Consider the following 21,733-nt stretch of genomic DNA (forward strand, 5'->3'; position numbering starts at 1 on the left):
CGTTGTGGACCGTGCACGGGGACGGTCGGATCACCGACAGTGAAACCGTCGCACCCCAGGAACGGGTGAGCTGGCCGCTCACCCTCGGGTTCGGAGTGCAGCACCTGGTCGCCATGTTCGGCGCGACGGTGCTCGTCCCCACCGCCACCGGCCTCCCCGTCGCCACCACGCTGCTGTTCTCCGGCCTGGGCACGCTGCTGTTCCTCGTTATCACCAAGAACCGCGTCCCGAGCTACCTGGGCTCCTCCTTCGCCTTCGTGGCACCGCTGGTGGCCGCCCGCGAACAGGGCATGGCCGCCCAGCTCGGAGGTGTCGTCGCCGCCGGTCTGCTGGTGATCGTCGTCGGCATCGCGGTCAAGGCGCTCGGCGTGCGGCTGCTCGAGTCGGTCATGCCGCCGGTCGTCAGCGGCGCCGTCGTGATCATCATCGGCCTGAACCTCTCGCACCAGGCCACCTCGAACTTCGCCGAGCAGCCGCTGCTGGCCGCCATCACGACGGTGGTGATCCTGCTGGCCGGCGTCCTGGGACGCGGGCTGCTGTTCCGGTTCTCGATCCTGCTGGGCTTCGTCGCCGTCTGGGTGGGCGGACTGCTGGCCGGCGCGGTGCCGCAGGCCAAGTTCACCGCGCTGCGCGAGGCGGCGTGGGTGGGGCTGCCGCAGCTGCACCAGCCCGAACTGCGGCCGTCCGTCGTCCTGCTGATGCTCCCGGTCGTGATCGTGCTGGTGGCCGAGGTCGTCGGGCACGTGAAGGCGGTCGCGGCGCTGACCGGCAGAAACCTCGACGGCAGCGCGGGCGACGCGATCATCGCGAACGGGCTGTCGACGGCCCTGTCCGGCCTGGGCGGGGGCGTCGGCACGACGACGTACTCCGAGAACATCGGCGTGATGGCGGTGACCCGCGTCTACACGACGGCGGCGTTCGCGTTCGCCGGTGTCTTCGCGGCGGCACTGGCGTTCTCCCCGAAGGCCATCGCGCTGTTCGGCACCATCCCGCCGGGCGTGCTCGGTGGCTGCACGGTGATCCTCTACGGCCTGATCGTGCTGATCGGCGTGCGGATCTGGATGGACCGCGGCGTCGACCTGGCCAACCCGGCGAACGCGATGGTCGGCGGCGCCGCGCTGGTGGCCGGGGTCGGCGACCTGACGATCGAGATCGGCGACCTGGAGATGGGCGGCCTGGTCTGGGGCTCGCTGCTCGTCGTCATCCTGCACCCGATCATGCGCTGGCTCAGGGCCGCTCGCCGCACCTGATCCCGCCGCACCGCGAGGCGTGATCGACTCCCACACCTTCGTGTGGTTTTCGTCCCTCCACTCCGGACGATCCTGCTTCCGGTCCACAGAGGGAGTCTGCTCATGGTCGCCGCGTACTACGTGGTGCTGTTCTTCGCCTGCGCCGTCATCACGGGCAGCCTGGTCGCGTCCCGCATCCGATTGTTGCGCCACCGCCGATGACATCACTGGCGTGGTTGATGGTGCCGCTCGCGATGATCGGCATTGTGCGCGTGTGCGTCGTCCTCGTGGCGGCTGACGTCTACGACCTGTCGTTGTTCGGGTCCAGCCCGTTGCCTTACACGCCAACGGTGTGGGTCGTCATCCCGGCGTACAACGAGGAGCTGTGCGTCGCCAGGGCGGTGCAGTCCGTTGTGGACAGCTCCTATCCGGACGTGTCGGTGGTCGTGGTGGACGACGGGTCGACCGACGGGACCGTCGCGGCGCTGGCGGGCTTCGGTGAGCGCGTGCGCGTCGTGTCCCAGGAGAACGCGGGCAAAGCGGCGGCGATCAACACCGGCATGCGGCTGGTCGGCGACGGGCTCGTGATGGTGCTGGACGCCGACTCGACGCTGTCCCGCACCGCCGTCGAGAAGATGGTCGCGCACTTCGCGGACCCGGTCGTCCTCGCCGCGGCGGCGAACGTGAAGGTGGCGGGGCAGCGCGGGGTGCTGGGGTGGGTGCAGCGCCTGGAGTACGCGGTGGTGCACCGGCTCAAGCAGGGCTACACGGTGTTCAACTGCGAGTACGTCATCGGCGGTGTCGGCTCGATGTTCCGCACGTCGATCGTGCGGTCGTGCGGCTACTTCGACACCGACACCATGACGGAGGACATCGACTTCTCGATGAAGATCCTGTCCCAGCGCGGCAACTTCGACTGGCGGATCATCTTCGCGGCCGACGCGATCGCGTACACGCAGGCGGTGCCGTCGTTCAAGGGCCTGCTGCGGCAGCGGTTCCGGTGGAAGTTCGGGCGGCTGCAGGCGTTCTACAAGCACCGCTCGCTGTTCTTCGGCTCCACGTGCTCGCGTCTTCTCTCGTGGGTGCACCTGCCGTACACGGCGGCGGGTGAGGTGCTCGTGCTGTTCGAACCGGTCTTCATCTACGTCGTCATCAGCGCGACGTTCCAAACGGGGTGGTTCACGGGCATCGTGCTGCTGTGCGCGGTCTACACGGGCGTCGCGGTGTTCACGATCGTCGGCGACCTCACGGAACCATGGCGCGCCAAGGCACCGTTGCTGGCCTTGGCGCCGTTGGCGTACCCGCTGCTGATGGTGATCGTGTTCGTGGACTTCGTGGCGGTGCTGCGCTCGCTGTTCACGGTCCTGCGCGGCTATCGGCCCGTCGGCCGTTGGGAGCACGTCGAGCGCACGCTCACCTCAGTACCCGGTTGATCCGGGACACGAGCCCCGGTCCCTCGTAGATGAACCCGGTGTAGATCTGCACGAGGCTCGCCCCCGCGTCGATCATGCGCTTGGCGTCGTCGGGGGTCGCGATGCCGCCGACGCCGATGACCGGCAGGTCGCTGTTCTTGGTGATGAAGCGGACCACGTCGTTCGCGCGCCGGGTCAACGGCTTGCCGCTCAGGCCGCCGGTCTCGTCCCGATGGGCGCTCTTAAGCCCCTCCCGGCCGAGGGTGGTGTTCGTGGCGATGAGGCCCTGCACGCCGTTGTCGACGCACACCCCGATGACCTCGGCGATGGCGTCGTCGGTGAGGTCCGGCGCGATCTTGACGAGCATCGGCTTGTCCGTCGCCCTGGTGAGCGTCTGGACGAGCTCGGTGAGCGCGCCCTTGTCCTGCAGGCTGCGCAGGCCGGGCGTGTTGGGGGAGCTCACGTTGATCGCGTAGTAGTCGCCGTGGTGCTGCAACGCGCGGAGCGAGTTCAGGTAGTCCTGCACGGCGTCCTCGACCGGCGTGATCTTGGACTTGCCGAGGCTGATGCCGAGCGGGGCCTTCAGCGAGGTCTTGTCGAGCTTGGCGGCAAGCGCTTGCGCACCCGCGTTGTTGAAGCCCATCCGGTTGATGATCGCCTCGTCCTCGCGCAGGCGGAACAGCCGCGGCTTCGGGTTGCCGGGCTGCGCGTGCCACGTGACGGTGCCGACCTCCACGAACCCGAACCCGAGCGCGGCCCACGCCGGCAGCGCGCGCCCGTCCTTGTCCAGGCCCGCCGCGAGCCCGACGGGGTTCGGGAAGCGGACGCCGAAGACGGTGCGCGGGTTGTTCTGGCCGCGCGCGAACCGCGCCAGCGGGCTCAGCCGCGCCATGACGTTCAGCGTGGTCTCGTGGACCCGCTCCGCGTCGCCACCGTGCATTCCGAACAACGCCCTGCGAACCACCTGCTTGTAGACCACGCGCCCACCCTATAACGCCAGTTCAGGGGCGGCGTCACATGGGCTTGGGCACCTTGATCGTCGCCTGCTCGTCCAGCGGCATCCTGGGCTTGGTCCGGAACGTCACCGGCAGGGCACGCAGCCCGCGGCTGCCCAGCGACACCCGCCACCCGAGCGGCTGCGCGGTGTCGAGCGCCAGGCCCGCGCACCGTTCCAGCAGCGTCCGGAACGCCACGTCGCCCTCCAGCCGGGCCAGCGGCGCGCCGAGGCAGAAGTGCATGCCGTGCCCGAACGCCAGGTGCTGCCGGTCCGCCCGCTCGATGTTGAGCTGGTCGGCCCGCGGGTAGCGCGTGCCGTCGTGCTCGGCGGAGGCCAGCGACAGCAGCACCACGTCGCCGGCGGGGATCTGCACGCCGCCGATCGTCAGGGGCTGTGCGGCGAACCGCAGCACGTGCGAGGTCGGGCCGTCGAACCGCAGGAACTCCTCGATCGCGCCCGGCAGCAGCGACGACGAGCGCTGGAGCAGCTCGAGCTGCTCGGGGTCGCGCAGCAGCGCGAGCGTGCCGTTGCCGACGAGGTCGACGGCGGTCGTGTAGCCGGCCACGAGCAGCAGGAACGACAGCGACGCCAGTTCGTCGTCGGTCAGCGCCGCCTCGCCGGTCGCGCGGGCCAGGCCGCCGATCAGGTCGTCGTCGCCGGACGTCCGCTTGTGCGCCACGAGGTCGCGCAGGTAGCCGGAGGTCTCCTCACGCGCCGAGGCCGCGTCACCGGCGGCCAGGCCCGTGACGACGTCGGCCCAGTAGCGGAAGTTCTCCTGGTCGACGGCGGGGACGCCGAGCAGCTCCATGATCACGGTGATCGGCAGCGGGGCCGCGAAGTCCGCGATCAGGTCGCAGCTGCCCGCGTCCGCGAAGGAGTCCACGAGCGAGGCGGCGAGCTGCTCGACGCGCGGCCGGAGGGCGGCGATCCGGCGCGGCGTGAGCACGCTCGACACCGCGCGTCGCAGGCGCGTGTGGTCGGGCGCGTCGGCGTTCATCATGTGGTCCGAGAGGTCGCCGAACCACCACGACGCGAAGTGGGGATGGCCGCGCAGGGGTTCCGCGAGAGCGGAGCCGTGCGAGGACAGCAGCGGGTTGTCCAGCGCCGCGCGCACGTCGGGGTATCGGGTCACGAGCCACATCGGCACACCGAGGGTCTCGACCCGGTGCACGGGACCTGACTCGCGCAGGCTCTTCAGCACCGAGTACGGGTCGTCGGTGAAGCCCGGGCGCAACGCATCCAGATTTACCGCCATATCGAGGGACACGGCCGCAGGAGCGTCTCGGTTCAACCGGATTGGCATTTTGGGCAGAAGTACACGAATCTGCCCTCGATCTCGTCCGATCGGACTCTTGTGCCGCAGCGCAAACAGGCTTTGCCGGTGCGTTCGAAAACGTAGTGCTGCACGCGCAGGTCGCCCGTCGTCGACTGTTCGGGCCGCCACTGGTTGGCCTGCAAGAGCTTCCGCGACAGCGCCACCGCACGTGAGGGGTCCACGGCCGACACCGGGGCGGTCGGCAGAACGCGCAACAGGAAACACACTTCCGCGCGGTAGAGATTGCCGACCCCGGCCATCACCCGCTGGTCCAACAATGCGATCCCGATAGGTCGGGAAGGATCGGCGGTCAACCGCCGAACGGCCTCAGCGGCGTCGAAGTCGTCCGCGAGAAGATCAGGTCCGAGATGCGAGATGAGCTCATCTTCGCGGGATGTCGGAACGATCTCCATGTCGTGCAGCGCGAATCCGATGGCCTGCCGGTCGTCCACCTCGAACACCGCACGGGCCTGGTGCGCGGGACGGCGCCAGCGCTCGCCCGGCCGGTAGAGGTGCCACGAGCCGTCCATGCGGAAGTGGCTGCGCAGGCTGGTGCCGTCGGAGAAGTGCGTGAACATGTGCTTGCCGTAGGTGCGCACGCCGAGCACGTCGAGGCCCGCCAGGTCGATCGTGGCCAGCCTGGGGTGGCGCAGCTCGCCCTTCAGCAGCGTCTTCCCGGCGAGCGCGTCGTGCATGCGCTTGCCCGCGAGGAAGACGGTGTCGCCCTCAGGCATCCACCGCTTCCTGGATCTCGTCGTCGTCGAAGTCGTGGTGCACGGCGCGGCGCCGGCTGCGGGAGATCCGCTGGATGCGGGCGAGCAGCAGGTTGAACGCCAGCGCCACCTCACGGGCGCCCGGCGTGCCCCACTCGTGGATCGGCATGCACGCGCCCTGGGCCTGCTGCACGGCGAGCCGGTCGGGCAGCGCCACCGGCATCACCAGCGGGCCGAAGATGTCGCGCAGCTCGTCGATGCGGAACTGGTGCTCGTGCGAGCGCGGCCGCACCCGGTTCACCACGACGCCCAGCGGCTGCAGGTCGGCGTTGTTGGCCTCGCGCTCGTTCTGGACCGCCTCGAACGCCCGCTGAACGCCCGCCACGGCGAACATCGTCGGCTCGGTGACCAGCAGCGCGCGGTCGGCCGCCACGAGCGCCGAGCGGGTCAGCTGGCCCAGCGACGGCGGGCAGTCGAGCAGCACGAGGTGGTACGGGAACTCGTCGTACATGTCCCGCAACGTGCGCAGCGCGTCTTTCAAGCGGTGCAGCCGCGACTCGTTCGGATCGGGGTGGTTGAGCAGCTCGGCGTCCTCGGACCCCGACAGCACGTCGATGCCGTCACCCCACCTGCTGGGACGGATCGCCTGTTCCAGGTTCTCCTCGGACGGGTCCTGCAGGACGTCGTAGATGCTGGCCTTGGACTCCTCGGGTTCCAGCGTCGACGTGGCGTTGCACTGCGGATCGAGGTCGATTACCAGAGTGCGGACGCCACGGCGCAGGGCGGCAGAGGCCAGGCCGAGCACCACCGTCGTCTTGCCGACGCCTCCCTTGAGGCTGAGCACGGACACCGTATGCACAGACCTACTCTAGGGTCTCCTACTCTGTGTGCCATGCGACCGGACGCCGTACAACGGCTGCTCGACGCCGAACTGGCTGCCGCGCGTGAGCGCAGAGGCGGCGAGGCGCCCCGTGTGCTCGACGTCGGCGGCGGCAGTGGTGTCTGGGCCGTGCCCCTCGCCGCGGCGGGATGCGCGGTCACGGTCGTGGAGCCCTCTCCGAACGCACTGGCCACGCTGCACACCCGTGCGCGCGAGGCCGGCGTGACGATCGCCGCGGTCCAGGGCGACACCGACTCGTTGGGTGTTCCCGCTGGTGAGGCCGATCTGGTGCTGGCGCACGGCCTGCTCGAGGTCGTGGACGACGCACCGGCGGCGTTGTCGGCGCTGGCCGCGGCCGTGACGCCCGGCGGGGCCGTGTCCGTGCTGGTCGTGAACCGTTTCGCGGCGATCCTGCACCGCGCGATCGCGGGTCGTATCGTCGACGCGCGCAGGCTCCTGGACGACGACGCCGGGCAGCTGGCGGGTACCCGCGACCCGCTCCAGCGCCGGTTCGACGTCGCGGGACTCGAGAAACTCGTCCTCGAATCCGGTCTGGCTGTCGAGATCCTGCAAGGTCACGGCGTAGTTTCAGACCTGGTGCCCGGGGTGGTGCTCGACGCCAACCCCGGCGCCGCGGACGCGCTCGCCGAGCTGGAACTGGCCGCTGCCACGCGGTCCCCGCTCCGCGATGTCGCCGCCCGCTTGCACGTGCTGGCCCGCCGTACCGCCTGACAGCGTTTGCATTCGAGACTTTTGTGGTCCCGATGAGTGGTCCCGAACGACCTGGCGGCGAAAGATGATGTTTCCGCTGCCGACGTAGGGAACCGACGCGATGGAAAGTTCCGACCTGCTGGCCTCCATGGTCAACGAGGCCGTTGCGGGTGACAGGCAAGCCGTCGAACGGCTGCTGGCATCCGTGCGGCCGCTCGTGGCGCGGTACTGCCGTGCGCGCGTTGGCCGTCACGAGCGTGCGTACGCGTCCGCGGACGACGTGGCGCAGGAGGTCTGCCTGGCGGTCCTGACGGCATTGCCTTCCTATCGCGAGCAAGGCCGGCCGTTCCTCGCGTTCGTCTACGGCATCGCCGCGCACAAGGTCGCGGACGCGCACCGGGTGTCGGCGCGCAACCGGTCCGAACCGGTCGCGGAGGTGCCGGACGGGCCGTCGCTCGCCATCGACCCGGAGGAGAGCGCTCTGCTCGGCTCCCTCTCGGCGCGCCTGGGGCAGCTGCTGCGGGGCCTGCCGGACAAGCAGCGCGAGATCCTGCTGCTGCGGGTCGTCGCGGGGCTGACGGCGGAGGAGACGGCCGAGGCGACCGGGTCCACGCCGGGTGCCGTCCGGGTCGCGCAGCACCGCGCCCTGGCGAAGCTGAGGACGTCGGTGGGGGTCGAGGAGCTGATCTGACCGGCGCTTTCCGCGACGGTCCGGTCTTCGCCGTTATTCCTTTGACGTTGTACTAGTCGCAGGTAATGCGCTGTCGCGTTCCGCGGCTGTCGAGAGCTGCTTTGCGGGAATGCGACGAGTGCTCAGGTTTGATGCCCGCACATCATTTCCCAGCGTGACCACGACGTCATTCTGCGTGCGCGGCGGGGCTTGCCGAAGAGGGCCGCGGAGGCCGCCGTGGGCAAGGCACGGCATGCGGCATCTACTCGTCACGAAATCACCGAATCGGCGGAACGCGTCGGTTTCGATTACGCGCGGTGGTGGCCCCATACCCATTGCGCATCGCTGTTCTTTGCTCCGAACGAGTGACGTTCCGAAGTTACCCACACTTTCCGCATAAGGAGTGACGCGTCGCACGTCTCCTTTCCGGGACGAAGACGAGGGGACCTTTCGGATGGACACTTCGGCAGTCAACGCGGAGCTGGTCAGACTTGCCGTGAACGGTGACGGCAAGGCCACTGAGCTGCTGCTTCGCTACTTGCGGCCGTTGATCGTGAAGTACTGCCGCGCGCGGGTGGGCCGGTCGGCGACGACCGCCGACGACGTCGCTCAGGACGTCTGCCTGGCCGTGCTGACGGCGCTGCCGAACTACCGGGAGCAGGGTCGGCCGTTCCTCGCGTTCGTCTACGGCATCGCGGCGCACAAGGTCGCGGACGCCCATCGCGCGATCGCTCGTAACCGTGCGGAGCCGATGGCGGAGGTGCCGGACCAGCCCGCGCGGACCGGCGGACCGGAGGAGTACGTCCTCCAGGGCGAGTTGAACGGAACGCTCGGACAGCTCGTGCACCTCCTTCCCGAGAAGCAGCGCGAGATTCTCGTCCTGCGCGTCGTGGTGGGTTTGTCGGCGGAGGAAACCGCGGAAGCGGTGGGGTCGACTCCGGGTGCTGTTCGAGTTGCCCAGCACCGTGCTCTGGGAAGGCTTCGCAAGGAAATCACCGCTCTGAGTGTCCCGATCGGGTGACATTCGTTTGCATTTGTGACAAGTAGTGCGGAGTGCGTGGGGAGAACGCACCCAAACGACATACCTAGAGGGCAGGAAGACGCCGACATAGGGACCAGGGGGCATGGGAAGTTCGGACTCAACGCGTGCAGCCGAGCAGCTGCACATCGACGGGGTGCTGGTGCAGCACTTCCGTGAGTCGGGGCTATCCGGGCCTCGCTGGGACGAGTTCCACCGTCAGCTTCTCGGGCTTGGTCTCGACATCGTTACGAAGCTCGTCCGGTCGGGTGCGATGTTCGCCCGGTGTGACCAGCAGGGCCGTTTCCTGCACCGGCAGGAGATCCCGCCGCAGGAGGCCGAGGAGCTGGCCAGCGACGCGGTGTTCGAGGGGTTCGTCTACTTCCGCGACCGGGGTGTCCTGGGCAAGGAGTGGACCGTCGAGCACGGGCAGCCGTTGAAGGAGTACTTCATCAACGCCTGCGTGCTCGCGTTCCCGAACGTCTACCGCCGCTGGCAGACGCGCGTGAACGGCTGGCGGGACGTGCGGCTCGTGGACACCCTGGCCTCGCTCGAGAACGTCGTGACCGAGGGGACACCCGAGGACGCGGTCATGGAGCAGCACGCCGTCAACGCGGCGTTCGCGGCTCTGAGCGAGGACAACAGGCGGTTGCTCTTCCTTCACGACCAGGGCTACTCGCACGCGGAGATCGGTGAGCTCTTGCGGCTCACCCCGCGTGCGGTCGAAGGACGGCTTCGGCGCGCGCGGCTCTCCGTGCGCCGGCCGTCAGATGAGGAACGGTGATCTGCGTGGAGTTCACACCCGGCCTGCACCGCAAGGTGCCCGAGGGAGCGGTCGAGCGCTCCTCGGTCGGTGGCCCGGTCACGGCTTCAAGGGGGACTCTCGACGCGTTGGTGGACAGGACCGCCGGGGGTGACAAGGAGCCGGTCGACCCGCCGTCGCCCTCCTACTACACGGGCCGTCCCGAAACGGCCGACGAGCACGTCGCGCGCGCTGTGGCCGGTGACCGCCGTGCCATCGAACGGCTGCTCGGCACCATCCGGCCGTTGGTCGTGAGGTACTGCCGTGCGCGCGTCGGCACGTTCGCGTCGGCGGACGACGTGGCTCAGGACGTGTGTCTGGCCGTGCTCACCGCGCTGCCGTCGTACCGCGACCAGGGCCGTCCGTTCCTCGCGTTCGTCTACGGCATCGCGGCGCACAAGGTGGCCGACTCGTTCCGCAGCTTCTCGCGCAACCGCGCGGAGGCCGTGCCCGAGCTGCCCGAGTCGATGGACACGGCCGCGGGACCCGAGCAGCGGGCGATGCAGGGGGAGCTGTCCGACCAGATGCGCACGCTGCTGCGCGTGCTGCCGGAGAAGCAGCGCGAGATCGTGGTGCTGCGGGTGATGGTGGGGCTGTCGGCGGAGGAGACGGCGGAGGCCGTGGGGTCGACGCCCGGCGCGGTGCGGGTGGCCCAGCACCGGGCGCTGACGCGGTTGCGCAAGGAGATCAATATCGCCAACGGGTGAGGTTGGCGACCCCCTGCGGGCTGGCGTCCCGGTAGCGCTCCAGCTCGCCGCGCCGGACGTCGGCGATCGTGCCCGCGAGCTCCTTGCCGAACGCCTCGGTGAGCACGCCGTCCTGCTCGAACTCGTCCACGGCCTCCTTGAGCGACGTGGGCAGGCGCGGGACGTCGTCGAGCAGGGCCGGGTCGACGTTGAGGCCCTCCGGCAGGGTGGACTCGGCCGCGACGCCGTCCAGGCCCGCGGCGACGACCCCGGCGACGACCAGGTACGGGTTCGCGGTGAGGTCGAAGCACTTGATCTCCAGGTTGTCCTGGATCAGCCGCAAAGCCGTCTCGCGGTTCTCCTCGCCCCACGCCACGAACGGTGCCGCCCACGTGTTCGGCACGAGCCTGAGGTAGCTCGCGAGAGAGGGACAACCGATCGCGCACAACGCGCGGAGGTGGTTGAGCACGCCCGCGGTGAACCTCTTCGCCTCCTCCTGGAAGCCGTCGAAGAGGTTCGTGCCGTCGCGCCAGAGGCTGAGGTGCAGGTGACCGCCGTTGCCGACGCCGCCGTTGACGACCTTGGGGGAGAAGGACGGGCGCATGCCGTGCCGGATCGTGACGGCGCGGATCGTCTCCTTGACGAGCACGGCGGTGTCCGCGGCGCCGACGAGGTCCTCCGGTGCGGTGGAGACCTCGAACTGGCCGGCGGCGTACTCGGGGTGGAACTGGAGGACCTCGACGTTCTGCTGGTCGAGCGCGTTGAGGAGGTCGACGCAGTAGTCGGACAGCTCGACCTGGCGCGCGTGCCCGTACGCGGACCCGCTCGTCGCGGGGACCCAGTCGTCGGTGCCCTGCTTGCCGACGCACCACTCGATCTCGAAGCCCGCCTGGGCGGTGAGCCCGTGGCCGGCGAGGTTCGCGACGGCCTTGCGCGCCTGGAGGCGCTGGTCCATCGGGTACGGGACGCCGTTCTGGAAGTGGCGGTCGGCGGGTGCCCACGCCCAGCCGGGCTGGCCAGCGAGCACGGTGAGGCGGTCGAGGTCCGGGTGCAGGCGCAGGTCGCCGACCGGTCCGCCGGCGAACCGGCCCTGGATGATCCAGTCGTCGAAGAGGAAGACGTCGAACACCGGCGACGCGCCGACGCCGTGGGCCGCCGCGTGGGCGAGCCTGCGCAGGGGGACCGACTTCGTGCGCGTGATGCCGCTGTTGTCGACCCACGTGAGCGCCACCACGCTCACGTCCCTGGCGTTGAGGCCGTCGAAGAGCTCGGTCGCCCGGTCGAACCGCTGGTCCCGTTCCGCAGAGTCCACGATCCTTAGGTTATGGGCATCTTGCCGTTCGTCGCCGAACTCGGGCTGATCGACCACCATTGCCACGGTGTGTTGTGCACGGACAGCACACGCGCCGAGTTCGAGTCGTTGTTGTTGGAGGCGGACGAGGTCTCGGCCTTGGGCGGGACGTTGTTCGACTCGGCGATCGGGTTCGCGGTGCGGAGGTGGTGCGCGCCGTTGCTGGACCTGCCCCGGCACGCGTCCGCGGAGGAGTACCTCGAACGGAGGAACTCCCTGCACGTGACCGAGGTGTCGCGGACGTTCCTGATGGCGTCCGGGATCCACACGTTCCTGGTGGACGGCGGGTTCCAGCCGGAGCGGCTGGTGTCCGGCGACGAGCTGGCGTCGCTGACCGGTGCGGCCGCGCACGAGATCGTGCGGCTGGAGGTGCTGGCCGAGTCGCTGCACGGTGCCGTGTCGCCCGCGTCGTTCCTGTCGGAGGTGCGGTCGCGGCTCGCGTCGACGTCCGCGGTCGGGGCGAAGTCCGTTGCGGCGTACCGGGTCGGGCTCGCGCTGCCGGGGGTGCGGCCGGCGGATGCCGACGTCGTTGCGGCGGTGGCGGCGTGGGAGTCCGGGCGGCTGGCGGACCCGGTGGTGATCACTTGGCTCGCGTGGGAGGCGTTGGACGCGGGGTTGCCGTTGCAGTTCCACGTGGGCTACGGCGACTCGGACATCGACCTGCACCGGTGCGATCCGTCGTTGCTGACGCCGTTCCTGCGCGCCACCGCGGGACTGGGCGTGCCGGTGTTGCTGCTGCACAACTACCCGTTCCACCGGCAGGCCGGGTATCTCGCGCAGGTGTTCCCGCACGTGTTCTGCGACCTCGGGCTGGCGACGCACGGGCTGGGGCACCAGGCGCCGCGGGTGTTCGCCGAGGCGCTGGAGATCGTGCCGTACGGGAAGTTCCTGTTCTCGTCCGACGCGTTCGCGTTGCCCGAGCTGTACTACCTCGGCGCGTTGCTGTTCCGGCAGGCGTTGTCGGACTTCCTGGCCGACGGGTTGCGGCGTGATGCGTTCGTCGAAGAAGACGCGCATCGGATCGCTCGGCTCATCGCGTCGGAGAACGCGGCACGCGTGTACGAACTGTAGGATTTGGCTCGAACTGACGTTCGAGAGGGGTGTTCATGGGTCGCAGTGCGAACCTGCCACGCGGCCTGGTCGATCGCTTCCGCGCGCGTGACGGCGTCTGGCCGGACGACACGGGCTGCCGGATGCTGCACGTCGACATGGACGCCTTCTACGCGTCGGTGGAGATCCGCGAACGTCCAGAGCTCGCGTCCGTGCCCGTCGTGGTCGGTGGCGTGAGCGGGCGTGGTGTCGTGTGTTCCGCGAACTACCTCGCTCGCGAGTACGGCGTGCGGTCCGCGATGCCCACCGCGCATGCGCGCCGCTTGATCCCGAACGCCGTGTACCTGCCGCCGCAGTTCGACCTCTACCACGAGGTCTCGCGCGGGGTCATGGCGATCTTCCGCGACATCACGCCGCTGGTGGAGCCGCTGTCGCTCGACGAGGCGTTCCTCGACGTCGGTGGGGCGCTGCGCCGGCTCGGCCTGACGCCGGGTGGTGTGGGGGAGCTGATCAGGTCGCGCGTCCTCGCCGATCACGGCGTGACGTGTTCCGTCGGGGTGGCGCCGACGAAGTTCCTCGCGAAGCTCGCGTCGGGAATGTGCAAGCCCGACGGCATGATGGTCGTTCCTTCTGCCTCCGTGCTGGAGTTCCTGCACCCGCTGCCGGTGTCGGCCCTGTGGGGTGTGGGCGCGAAGACCGCCGCGCGCCTGGAGGAACTGGGCCTGGAGTCGGTCGGCCAGGTCGCCTCGACGCCGCTGCCCCGCCTGCGCCGGCTGATCGGCGTCGCGCTGGCCGAACACCTGCACGGCCTGGCCGCGGGCGTCGACGACCGCGCCGTGGTGCCGACGTCGCGCGAGAAGTCGATCGGTGCCGAGGAGACCTTCGAGGTCGACCACCACGACCGCGCCCTGCTGCGCCGCGAGCTGCTGCGCCTGTCCGAACGCTCGGCGTCCACGGTGCGCGCCAGGGGCCTGCGGGGCCGGACCGTGTCGATCAAGGTCCGCTTCGCCGACTTCACGACGATCACCCGCTCCCGCACCCTGCCCGTGGCGACCGACGTGACCCAGGAGGTCTACCGCACGGCGGCGGAGCTGCTCGACACCCAGGTGCCGCCCGGAGCGGTCCGCCTGATCGGTGTCCGGATCGAGGGACTTGACAACGCCGACTCCGCCCAGCAACTGATCTTCGACGCCCCGGAGAACGGCTGGCGCGAAGCCGACCAAGCCGCTGACCAGGCCCGTTCCCGCTTCGGCTCGCTGGCCGTCCGCCCGGCCTCCCTGCTGCGCGACAGTCCGGAAAGGACCGGCGAGACCGCTCCGAAGCCCGAGTGATCGCGACCTGTCCACAACCCCGGAGTTGTCCACAGCCTTCCGGAACCCGCGCCCCCACCCGGTCCCCGAGCCCCACCATGGACCCATGCGCCACCCCATCGACCTGGAAGCCCTGGGCACCCTCTTCGTCCACCGGGTAGCCCCCGTGGCCGCCCTGCTCCACATAGGACTGTCCGCGTCCCTGATCGACCAGCGCTCGCGCCCCGGCGGCCCCTGGCAACGCCTGTTCCCCGGCATCTTCCTGCTGACGAGGGCAGGCCCCTCCCGCGAACAGCTGGTGCAGGCCGCCCTCCTCTACGCGGGCGAGGGAGCCATGCTCACCGCGTTCGACGCCCTGTACCTGCACGGCATGAGATCCGTCCTCCCCTCGGCGGACGCGATCCACGTGCTCGCCCCACGCCACTCGAGAGCCTGGGGCCACGCCACCCTGCGCCTGGAACGCACGGACCGCCTCCCGCGCCCGGCTCTGCGCAGGGGCTTCCACGTGGCCCCGCTGGAACGAGCGGCCGTCGACGCGATCCGCCGAACCCACTCCATCCCGGACACCAAGGCCATCCTCGAAGAAGCAACCCACTACGTGGGCGTGCAGGCCCTGCGAGCCGAACTGGCCCTGGCCCCGCGCAAGGGCACCACCCTGGCCCGCAAACTCCTGGGCGACTCCCCGGCCCGCCAGCTGGAACGAGCCGTGATGGAACGCCGCCCCACCGTCCCCGAGTCCCGAACCCCGCTGGCCATCAGCTGACCACGCCTTCACAGGCCCCGGTGCCGACCCGTCCGCGGCGGTCGAGCATCGGCCTCACCGGGCCACCAGCCCACTGCAACTCCGAGCCCACGCCACCCCTGGGCTCACCCAACCCAGAGCTCACCGGATCTGGGATCACTCATCCACGGTCCGGTACTCCCAGCCGCCGCTCACCTGCGGCCGAATCCTGCCGTCACCTCGACTACCCGCCCTCGACCCCGAGCCCTTATCTCTCAACCAAAGGAGCCCCTCGCCGCCCTGCGCCCTCACCAGCCTGCGTCGCGACCGTCCTGCGCTCCAGCCACTCCGATCACTACGGCGCCCCGACCGGCCCGAGCCCCACCGTCCTCACGCTGTCACCACCCGAGGCCCGTACCCCGCCTCCGCTTCCCCATCCCGCGAACCGCCATCCCCCGCACGCTCAAGAAGGTGATCCGAGGCTCCTCGAACCCACTCCAAGGCTCGGCATCCGCGCACGCCCCCAAAGCCCGGAACTGCCCCAAAGCCTCCTCGAACCGCCCCAGCTGAACGAGCCCGAAAGCCGCATACCCCCGGTCATCCCGCACCGAGGCGGTGTCCGCCCCCTCGTCCTCGAGCCGCGCCAGCAACGAATCCAACGCCCCCACAACGGAAGGAGCCCGCCACATGTCCGGCGAACCACTCTCATAGGCAGCGCACAGCGGCAAAGCCAAGAACCGCGGCGACCGCGCCGCAGCGGCCAGCCCGAACTCCAGCGCCAGCTCGTCCGACCCCTGCCACTTGCGGCACCAGTACTGCAAGGCCTGCTGATGTGCGTTGTGGTGCAACGGATCCCGCGCCACGAGCTCATCCCAGAGCGACCGGAACTCGTCGTGCGGCAGCTGCAGGCCGCGCGCCGAGGTCAGTTGGGTGTTCCACGGCGTCGGGTCGTCCGGCAGCACCGAGGCCGCCACCTCCGCCATCGCGCGGGCCTCGGCCAGCACCCGGTGGAAGCCCTCGAACTGCGGGCGCGTGGTCCGGGAGGCGGCCGCGGTGCCGCGGATGTCCCAGGCCAGGGACACGAGCGACATCGCGTGGACCACGATCCAGTGCGGGTCGCGCGGGCGGGCAGCGTGCCAGGCGGAGGTCCAGGCGTCGTCCTTGGCGGCCAGGTCGGCGAGTGCGCGGACCACGCGGTGGCGGCGGTCCCAGTCGCCGTGGGTGGCGGCGACCAGGTCGGCGGCGTTCTCCCAGTGGCCGGCTCGGACGTCGTCCCGCACGGCGGCCAGGGCCAGGTCCTCGATCGGCGGGGTGGTGGTCACCTCGGCGTCGGGGACCAGGCCGTGGCGTTCGGGATGGGTCCTCGGCAGGACGTGGTCCGCCACCACCTCGGGCGGTAATTCGTCGATCGCGACGCCCAGGCGCTTGGCCTCGCGCATCAGGCGGATGACGGCGACGAGGTGCTTGGGTTTGAAGAGAAGCGAGAGCACCACGGGGTTTTCCGGGCCGTGCGGTCAGTGCGCGGGGCGGTAGTCGGAGGCCACGCCGGAGGCGGCGAGTGCGTCGCGCAGGGCGTCGGTGCTGCCGCTCACGGCAGCGTCGAGGTGTTCGCTCATGTCGAAGTGGAGAGAGGAGGTGACGAACGTGGTGCGGCCCAGCCAGTCGAGCTCCCAGTGAGCCAGGCCGGCGTCGGAGAACGCCAGTGCCACCAACGCGGAAAGCTCGGGCAGCACCTCGCCCCTGGCCATCTCGCGGCGGGCCCGCGGGCCGGCCTCGCGGTTTCCGGGGACGGCCGAACCCAGGTCGGCCAGGCGGCCCGCGTCCAGTGCGTCGAGGACGGTGGTCAGCGACGGTGGCCGGCCCGTCGCCGTCGCCGCCGCCCGCAGCAACCTCTCGGTGCCGCGCACCACGCGGGAGCGGGCGCCGATGTGGCCGAGCGTGGCCCAGTCGACGCGTTCCATGGTGGTGGCACTGGGGGCGAGCGTGGCCAGCACGGCGGTGTCGAGCAACGGCATCGGGTCCACGAGCAGGTCGGTGGCCGGGCGGTCGCCCCAGCCGGACTCCGGGTCCAGGTCGAGCGCGTCGATGGCGGCGATGCGGTCGGCGAGCGGCGGGTGCGAGTCGAACGGGCCGCGGTCCGGGTCGGACGGGTGCAGGCGGATCTCCTCGAGCTGCTCGTGGAGCTCCGGGTGCGCGCGCAGCCGGGCGAAGCCGTCGAAGAACGTCGTGGGGAGGTAGCCGAGCTCCCACGCGACGGTCAGGTGGCGGTGCGCGAAGAGGTTCCACGCGGCGGCGATCACCGGCAGTTCGCGCAGTGCTGAGGAGGCGGCGGACGAGCCGGCCAGGGAGGCGGCGAAGCGGTCGGCGGCGAGCTCCTGGCGTCGGTTGACCGCCTGCGAGACGCGGAGGTACAGCGTGGCGTAGGCGCGGAAGAGCTTGGTGATCATGCGCTGGGACCAGCGCTGGGTGTTCAGGTGGGAGCCGGCGCGCAGCACCGCTTCGCGGCCGGAGACGACTACCGCGGCGAGGCGGGTGTCATTGTTCGCGTAATGCCCGAGCTCATGGGCGAGCACGGCGGTGAGTTGCTTCTCGGTCAAGGAGGTGAGCAGTGGAGCACCGATGAACATCCTGCGCCTGGTCACGCGCAGGCCGAGGAAACGGGTCTCCTCGGAGACGCCGGCGTTCACGGCACCGATGATCCTCAGCTCGTCGGGCGGGCGGGTGCCGACGTCGGCGGCGAGGCGGCGGACGAGGTCCCAGAGCGCGGGCTGCTCCGCCGGAGTGACGGGAGTACCCGGCATGTCGTCGGGTTCGCGGCGCTCCAGTGAGATCAGGCCTGTGACCAGGGCGACCACCACGGGCACGACGAGGATCGCCAGCTTCACGCCGACCAGGGGCCGGGCGATCAGGGTGTAGGTCTGCAGTGCGAGCAGTCCGCCGATCAGGCCGAACGCGATCAGGTAGAAGCCTGCCAGCAGCGTCACGGCGATGACAGCACGCGATGAGACATGCATAGGTAGAGCGACCTTCCCCCAAAAGCCCCCAGTGCCGCGCGTGAACCGCGGCTGCACGAAGTGTGCACGACAGCCGGTCCGGTCTCAATCCCGGGAACTGGGGCTGACCGGACAGAACGGAGGTGTGTCAACCAGTCGAACGGCCAGTCCGCGTACGCCCGCGGGATGACGTCGTTCCCAGGAGCTCCGGCCTTCAGAGGGAGGTGGTGTGACGCACGGTGACCCTACGGTCACTGAGGCATCACCTCATCGAACGCTGGAGGTAACCAGTGAGAGCAGGACAGCGAGGTGCCCGTCGGGGGATCGCCGCGCTCGTGCTGTCAGCAGGTCTCGTCACCTCGGTGACGGCCGCTGTCGCGCACGCGGAGGGGACACCGCCGGAGGGTGCGGGGCTGGGGGAGCGGGGCCGGAGCGTCACGCTGATCACCGGCGACAAGGTCGAGCTCTCGGGCGACCGCGTCGTGCGGGTCGTACCGGGGCCCGGCCGGGGGAAGCTCCCGGTGCGCACCTTCACGCGGAACGGGCATCACCACGTGGTGCCCGCGGACGCGGTGCCGTTGGTGGACAACGGGAAGCTTGATCCGCGGTTGTTCGACGTGACGTCGTTGGTCGAGTTCGGCTACGACGACGCGCGACGCGGGACAGTGCCTGTGATCGTGCGGCCGGCGACGGGCGCACGAGCTGGTGTCACGGCGCTGTCGGTCAAGACGGCTGTCGGGGATCTCGTGACCGGCACGGCCGAGAAGTCGGGCAGTGCCTGGGAGTCGCTGCGCGGCGGTGCGGTCGAGAAGGTGTGGCTCGACGGCGTGCGCAAGGTTGCGCTCGACCGCAGCACCAAGCAGATCGGTGCTCCGCAGGCGTGGCAGGCGGGCATCACGGGCAAGGGCGTGAAGGTCGCCGTGCTCGACACCGGTGTCGACGAGAAGCACCCGGACCTGCAGGGCAAGCAGGTCGCCGAGAAGAACTTCACCGAGTCGCCGGACAACACCGACGAGGTCGGGCACGGCACGCACGTCGCGTCGACGATCGCCAGCAGGGGCGACCAGTACCGCGGTGTCGCGCCGGACGCCGAGATCCTCGACGGCAAGGTGTGCCAGCCGGGCGGGTGCACCGAGTCGGCGATCCTCGCCGGCATGCAGTGGGCGGCCGAGCAGGGCGCGGCCGTCGTCAACATGAGCTTGGGAGGAGGTGACACCCCGGACGTCGACCCGCTCGAGGAGGCCGTGAACCGGATCTCCCGCGAGACCGGCGCGCTGTTCGTGATCGCGGCGGGCAACTCCGGAAGCCCGGAGACGATCGGCTCGCCCGGCAGCGCCGAGTCGGCGCTGACCGTGGGCGCGGTCGACCGCAACGACGGCATCGCGCCGTTCTCCAGCCGCGGCCCCGCCGCGGACGGTGCGGTGAAGCCGGACGTCACCGCGCCCGGCGTGGGCATCGTGGCGGCCGAGGCCGGGACGCAGGGCCACGTCGCGATGGACGGGACGTCGATGGCGACGCCGCACGTCGCGGGTGTCGTCGCGCTGCTCAAGCAGCAGCACCCGGACTGGGCGGGCGAGCGGCTCAAGGCGACCGTGATGGCGTCGGCCAGGGCGAACCCGTCGCTTACGCCGTTCGACCAGGGAGCCGGTCGCGTCGACGTGCCCACCATGCTGGGGCAGCAGGTCGTGTCCGAGCCGGGCAGCGTCAACTTCGGTGTGCAGCAGTGGCCGCACGACGACGACCAGAAGGTCGTCCGCGAGGTCACCTACCGCAACGCCGGCAGCGAGCCCGTGACGCTCGACCTGACCGCGGACGTCAAGGGACCGGACGGCAAGCCCTCGCCCGCGGGTCTGCTGACCGTGTCCCCGGCGAAGATCACGGTTCCCGCCGGCGGCGCGGCCAAGGTCACGATCACCGCCGACACCAAGGTGAACGCGCCCGACGGTGCCTACAGCGGCGCGATCGTCGCGTCGAACGGCCTGCGGACGTTCGTCGGCGTCACCCGCGAGGTCGAGAGCTACGACGTCGGTGTCACGGTGCTGGGCTTCGACGGCAACCCGGCGGGGGAGAACCAGAGCACGTACTTCGTCAACACCGCGACCGGGAAGGGGTATTCGGGATCGGCGGGGACCGTCCGGTTGCCCAAGGGCGTGTACGTCGCGGACACGAGCGTCGTCAGCCCGGACTTCAAGGTGGCGTTCATCGTCCAGCCGAAGTTCGTGGTGAACGGCAAGACCTCGACCACGGTCGACGCGCGCACGGCCAAGCCGGTGGCGCTCAAGACCCCCGACCCCGCAGCGAAGGGCATGATCGGCACGATCTCGGTCACCAGCCCGGTCGCGGGCAGCACCTACGGCCACGGCTGGGCGTTCTTCGACGGTCTGGCCGGGCAGGCGTACACGGCCCAGGCTGGGCCGGACGCGCCGAACTTCCTGACGACGATCGCCGAACAGGCCGAAGGCACGCCACGCGACGAGAAGACGTCGGTCAGCTATCGCCTGATGTACACCGAGAAGGGCATGCCGACCGGCTACGTGCGCACGGCCAAGGCGAGCGAGTTGGCCGAGATGACCAGCAGCTTCCGCACCGCCGGTGACGGCGGCCGGCACGCCGTCGCGGTGATGCCGCACCCGGTCGACGGCAGCGGCGGCTTCGGCTGGTTCGCCACCGCACCGGAAGGCGGCCGCACCGTCGACTTCGTCAACACGGCGACGGGCAAGTGGAGCTGGATCTACGACCACTCCAACCCGGACACCGGCGGGGAGTACTCGACCGAGACCCCGGCACGCTCGTTCAAGGGCGGCAAGAAGTACGCCCAGACGTTCGGCGCCGCCGTCCTCGGCCCGTCGGTCCCGGAGGCACCCGGCTTCGGCCTCGCCCGCCTCGAGGACCAGATCGCGGTCAGGGTCCCGCTCTTCACCGACCGCAACGGCGGCGCGGGCCGGTACTTCGACGGAACCGCGAAGACCTCGCTGTTCCACAACGGCACCAAGCTGGGCGAGTTCGCCTCGCCGAGCGCGATCTTCGACGTCCCGGCGGCCGAAGGCGCCTACCGCGCCGAGATGGTGCACAGCCGCGACAACGCCGCGCTGTCGTCGAAGGTCAGCGGCACCTGGACGTTCAAGTCCAAGAACACCACCGAGATCACGCACCTGCCGCTCACGGTGGTCCGCTTCCAGCCGAAGCTCGACGACGAGGACACGGCGCACGGCCGCGTGCAGGTCGTTCCGCTGAAGGTCGAGCAGGCGCAGAACACCCCGAAGATCAGGCGCGTCACGGTCGAGGTGTCGTTCGACGACGGCGCGACGTGGAAGCAGGTGCAGGTGGCCGGCGACAAGGCGATCGTGCACCACCCGAGGGGAGCGAAGACCGCTTCGCTGCGAGCCAAGACCACCGACGCGGCGGGCAACACGGGTGAGGTGACGATCATCCGCGCCTACAAGATCGCGAGCTGACCCGCCGGACCAGACTCGTCACGACTGGCGGGCCTCGCGTAGCCGGCAGACCTCGGACAGCCGGCAGAACTGTCAGACCCGCTGACTAGCATCGGATTCGGGGGATCCACTCATCGGCCACGCAGGGCCTGGGAACCCCCGAGTTCGAGCGTACTCAGCGGGTCTGACATCGCTCTGCGGCCGCGACGTCGAACTTCGGGCGCTACATCGCTCAGCGGCGCTGGGCCGCGGTGCGTTGACGGGATCGCGCCTGGACGCGCATCGCGCCGGGGACGCGGGGATCGCGGCCAGACGTGGGGATCGCGCCGGGGCGGGTGCGGGCCAAGCAGAGTGCGCTCGGCGCGACGGTGGGTCGTGGGCGAGCGGGAACAAAGGGTGGGAGCGTAGGAAAGACCGGACCCCCTTTTCCCACCCCCCACC

Annotated in this window: 18 protein-coding genes; 11 read left to right on the top strand and 7 right to left on the bottom strand. The window is 70.2% G+C overall.

Annotation, left to right across the window (positions count from 1 at the left end; translation table 11 throughout):
* Positions 1 to 65: 65 nt before the first annotated feature.
* Together ACFWV3_RS10770 and ACFWV3_RS10775 are read left to right on the top strand one after the other, a co-directional pair.
* Positions 66 to 1,250 carry a uracil-xanthine permease family protein gene (locus ACFWV3_RS10770; RefSeq protein WP_382410598.1) on the top strand — a complete coding sequence of 395 codons (1,185 nt, stop codon included), beginning with the start codon at positions 66 to 68 and terminating at the stop codon, positions 1,248 to 1,250.
* Positions 1,251 to 1,447: 197 nt separating this feature from the next.
* Entirely contained in the window at positions 1,448 to 2,662 is a 1,215-nt protein-coding gene (locus ACFWV3_RS10775) for a glycosyltransferase (RefSeq protein WP_382410600.1), read from the top strand.
* On the opposite strand, the gene ACFWV3_RS10780 is transcribed toward ACFWV3_RS10775, so the two are convergent.
* From ACFWV3_RS10780 to ACFWV3_RS10795, 4 genes are read right to left on the bottom strand one after another with little or no spacing between them, the layout of a single operon-like run.
* Complete coding sequence (locus ACFWV3_RS10780) at positions 2,643 to 3,620, bottom strand: quinone-dependent dihydroorotate dehydrogenase (RefSeq protein ID WP_382410602.1); 978 nt, start codon at positions 3,618 to 3,620, stop codon at positions 2,643 to 2,645. The two genes, ACFWV3_RS10775 and ACFWV3_RS10780, sit on opposite strands and share 20 nt — an antisense overlap.
* Positions 3,621 to 3,654: 34 nt before the next feature.
* Positions 3,655 to 4,872, bottom strand: a complete 1,218-nt coding sequence (locus ACFWV3_RS10785) for a cytochrome P450 (protein WP_382410604.1) — start codon at positions 4,870 to 4,872, stop codon at positions 3,655 to 3,657.
* A gap of 53 nt (positions 4,873 to 4,925) precedes the next feature.
* Complete coding sequence (locus tag ACFWV3_RS10790; protein WP_382410606.1) at positions 4,926 to 5,687, bottom strand: Fpg/Nei family DNA glycosylase; 762 nt, start codon at positions 5,685 to 5,687, stop codon at positions 4,926 to 4,928.
* Entirely contained in the window at positions 5,680 to 6,525 is an 846-nt protein-coding gene (locus tag ACFWV3_RS10795; RefSeq protein WP_382410608.1) for a ParA family protein, read from the bottom strand. Before ACFWV3_RS10795 ends, ACFWV3_RS10790 begins: the two co-directional genes overlap by 8 nt.
* A 33-nt stretch (positions 6,526 to 6,558) precedes the next feature.
* Between ACFWV3_RS10795 and ACFWV3_RS10800 the strand changes: the two genes are divergently transcribed.
* The 5 genes from ACFWV3_RS10800 (at position 6,559) to ACFWV3_RS10820 (ending at position 10,454) form a co-directional block, all read left to right on the top strand.
* Positions 6,559 to 7,278, top strand: a complete 720-nt coding sequence (locus ACFWV3_RS10800) for a class I SAM-dependent methyltransferase (RefSeq protein WP_382410610.1) — start codon at positions 6,559 to 6,561, stop codon at positions 7,276 to 7,278.
* Between the two features lie 100 nt (positions 7,279 to 7,378).
* Positions 7,379 to 7,948 carry a sigma-70 family RNA polymerase sigma factor gene (locus tag ACFWV3_RS10805; RefSeq protein WP_382410612.1) on the top strand — a complete coding sequence of 190 codons (570 nt, stop codon included), beginning with the start codon at positions 7,379 to 7,381 and terminating at the stop codon, positions 7,946 to 7,948.
* 433 nt (positions 7,949 to 8,381) lie between these two features.
* Complete coding sequence (locus ACFWV3_RS10810) at positions 8,382 to 8,948, top strand: sigma-70 family RNA polymerase sigma factor (RefSeq protein ID WP_382410614.1); 567 nt, start codon at positions 8,382 to 8,384, stop codon at positions 8,946 to 8,948.
* A gap of 103 nt (positions 8,949 to 9,051) precedes the next feature.
* Positions 9,052 to 9,729 (top strand): RNA polymerase sigma factor, encoded by a 678-nt coding sequence (locus ACFWV3_RS10815; RefSeq protein WP_382410616.1) that lies wholly within the window; start codon positions 9,052 to 9,054, stop codon positions 9,727 to 9,729.
* 212 nt (positions 9,730 to 9,941) lie between these two features.
* The gene (locus tag ACFWV3_RS10820; protein WP_382411319.1) at positions 9,942 to 10,454 is read left to right on the top strand and encodes a sigma-70 family RNA polymerase sigma factor; all 513 of its coding nucleotides are present in this window, start codon (positions 9,942 to 9,944) and stop codon (positions 10,452 to 10,454) included.
* On the opposite strand, the gene ACFWV3_RS10825 is transcribed toward ACFWV3_RS10820, so the two are convergent.
* Entirely contained in the window at positions 10,435 to 11,745 is a 1,311-nt protein-coding gene (locus tag ACFWV3_RS10825) for a glutamine synthetase (RefSeq protein ID WP_382410618.1), read from the bottom strand. The genes ACFWV3_RS10820 and ACFWV3_RS10825 overlap by 20 nt on opposite strands.
* A 12-nt stretch (positions 11,746 to 11,757) precedes the next feature.
* Here ACFWV3_RS10825 and ACFWV3_RS10830 point away from each other — a divergent pair, with 12 nt between their 5' ends.
* From ACFWV3_RS10830 to ACFWV3_RS10840, 3 genes are all read left to right on the top strand, one after another.
* Complete coding sequence (locus ACFWV3_RS10830) at positions 11,758 to 12,855, top strand: amidohydrolase family protein (RefSeq protein WP_382410620.1); 1,098 nt, start codon at positions 11,758 to 11,760, stop codon at positions 12,853 to 12,855.
* 35 nt (positions 12,856 to 12,890) lie between these two features.
* The gene (dinB, locus tag ACFWV3_RS10835) at positions 12,891 to 14,165 is read left to right on the top strand and encodes a DNA polymerase IV (protein ID WP_382410622.1); all 1,275 of its coding nucleotides are present in this window, start codon (positions 12,891 to 12,893) and stop codon (positions 14,163 to 14,165) included.
* 85 nt (positions 14,166 to 14,250) lie between these two features.
* Positions 14,251 to 14,907, top strand: a complete 657-nt coding sequence (locus ACFWV3_RS10840; protein WP_382410624.1) for a hypothetical protein — start codon at positions 14,251 to 14,253, stop codon at positions 14,905 to 14,907.
* 356 nt (positions 14,908 to 15,263) lie between these two features.
* Here the strand turns inward: ACFWV3_RS10840 and ACFWV3_RS10845 are convergent, their stop codons facing one another.
* The gene (locus ACFWV3_RS10845; RefSeq protein WP_382410626.1) at positions 15,264 to 16,358 is read right to left on the bottom strand and encodes a DUF4034 domain-containing protein; all 1,095 of its coding nucleotides are present in this window, start codon (positions 16,356 to 16,358) and stop codon (positions 15,264 to 15,266) included.
* A gap of 21 nt (positions 16,359 to 16,379) precedes the next feature.
* Positions 16,380 to 17,849 carry a M48 family metalloprotease gene (locus ACFWV3_RS10850; RefSeq protein ID WP_382410628.1) on the bottom strand — a complete coding sequence of 490 codons (1,470 nt, stop codon included), beginning with the start codon at positions 17,847 to 17,849 and terminating at the stop codon, positions 16,380 to 16,382.
* Between the two features lie 299 nt (positions 17,850 to 18,148).
* Here ACFWV3_RS10850 and ACFWV3_RS10855 point away from each other — a divergent pair, with 299 nt between their 5' ends.
* Positions 18,149 to 21,313 (top strand): S8 family serine peptidase, encoded by a 3,165-nt coding sequence (locus tag ACFWV3_RS10855; protein ID WP_382410630.1) that lies wholly within the window; start codon positions 18,149 to 18,151, stop codon positions 21,311 to 21,313.
* Positions 21,314 to 21,733 lie beyond the last annotated feature (420 nt).

Origin of the sequence: Lentzea sp. NPDC059081 (assembly GCF_042738015.1) — a bacterium.
Taxonomy (GTDB): Bacteria; Actinomycetota; Actinomycetes; order Mycobacteriales; family Pseudonocardiaceae; genus Lentzea.

What these genes read in the sequence shown, in the direction of transcription:
- ACFWV3_RS10775 (WP_382410600.1), top strand. Translation starts at nt 1,448, where the DNA reads ATGACATCACTGGCGTGGTTGATGGTGCCGCTCGCGATGATCGGCATT.
- ACFWV3_RS10790 (WP_382410606.1), bottom strand. Translation starts at nt 5,687, where the DNA reads ATGCCTGAGGGCGACACCGTCTTCCTCGCGGGCAAGCGCATGCACGAC.
- ACFWV3_RS10800 (WP_382410610.1), top strand. Translation starts at nt 6,559, where the DNA reads ATGCGACCGGACGCCGTACAACGGCTGCTCGACGCCGAACTGGCTGCC.
- ACFWV3_RS10805 (WP_382410612.1), top strand. Translation starts at nt 7,379, where the DNA reads ATGGAAAGTTCCGACCTGCTGGCCTCCATGGTCAACGAGGCCGTTGCG.
- ACFWV3_RS10810 (WP_382410614.1), top strand. Translation starts at nt 8,382, where the DNA reads ATGGACACTTCGGCAGTCAACGCGGAGCTGGTCAGACTTGCCGTGAAC.
- ACFWV3_RS10815 (WP_382410616.1), top strand. Translation starts at nt 9,052, where the DNA reads ATGGGAAGTTCGGACTCAACGCGTGCAGCCGAGCAGCTGCACATCGAC.
- ACFWV3_RS10830 (WP_382410620.1), top strand. Translation starts at nt 11,758, where the DNA reads ATGGGCATCTTGCCGTTCGTCGCCGAACTCGGGCTGATCGACCACCAT.
- dinB (WP_382410622.1), top strand. Translation starts at nt 12,891, where the DNA reads ATGGGTCGCAGTGCGAACCTGCCACGCGGCCTGGTCGATCGCTTCCGC.
- ACFWV3_RS10840 (WP_382410624.1), top strand. Translation starts at nt 14,251, where the DNA reads ATGCGCCACCCCATCGACCTGGAAGCCCTGGGCACCCTCTTCGTCCAC.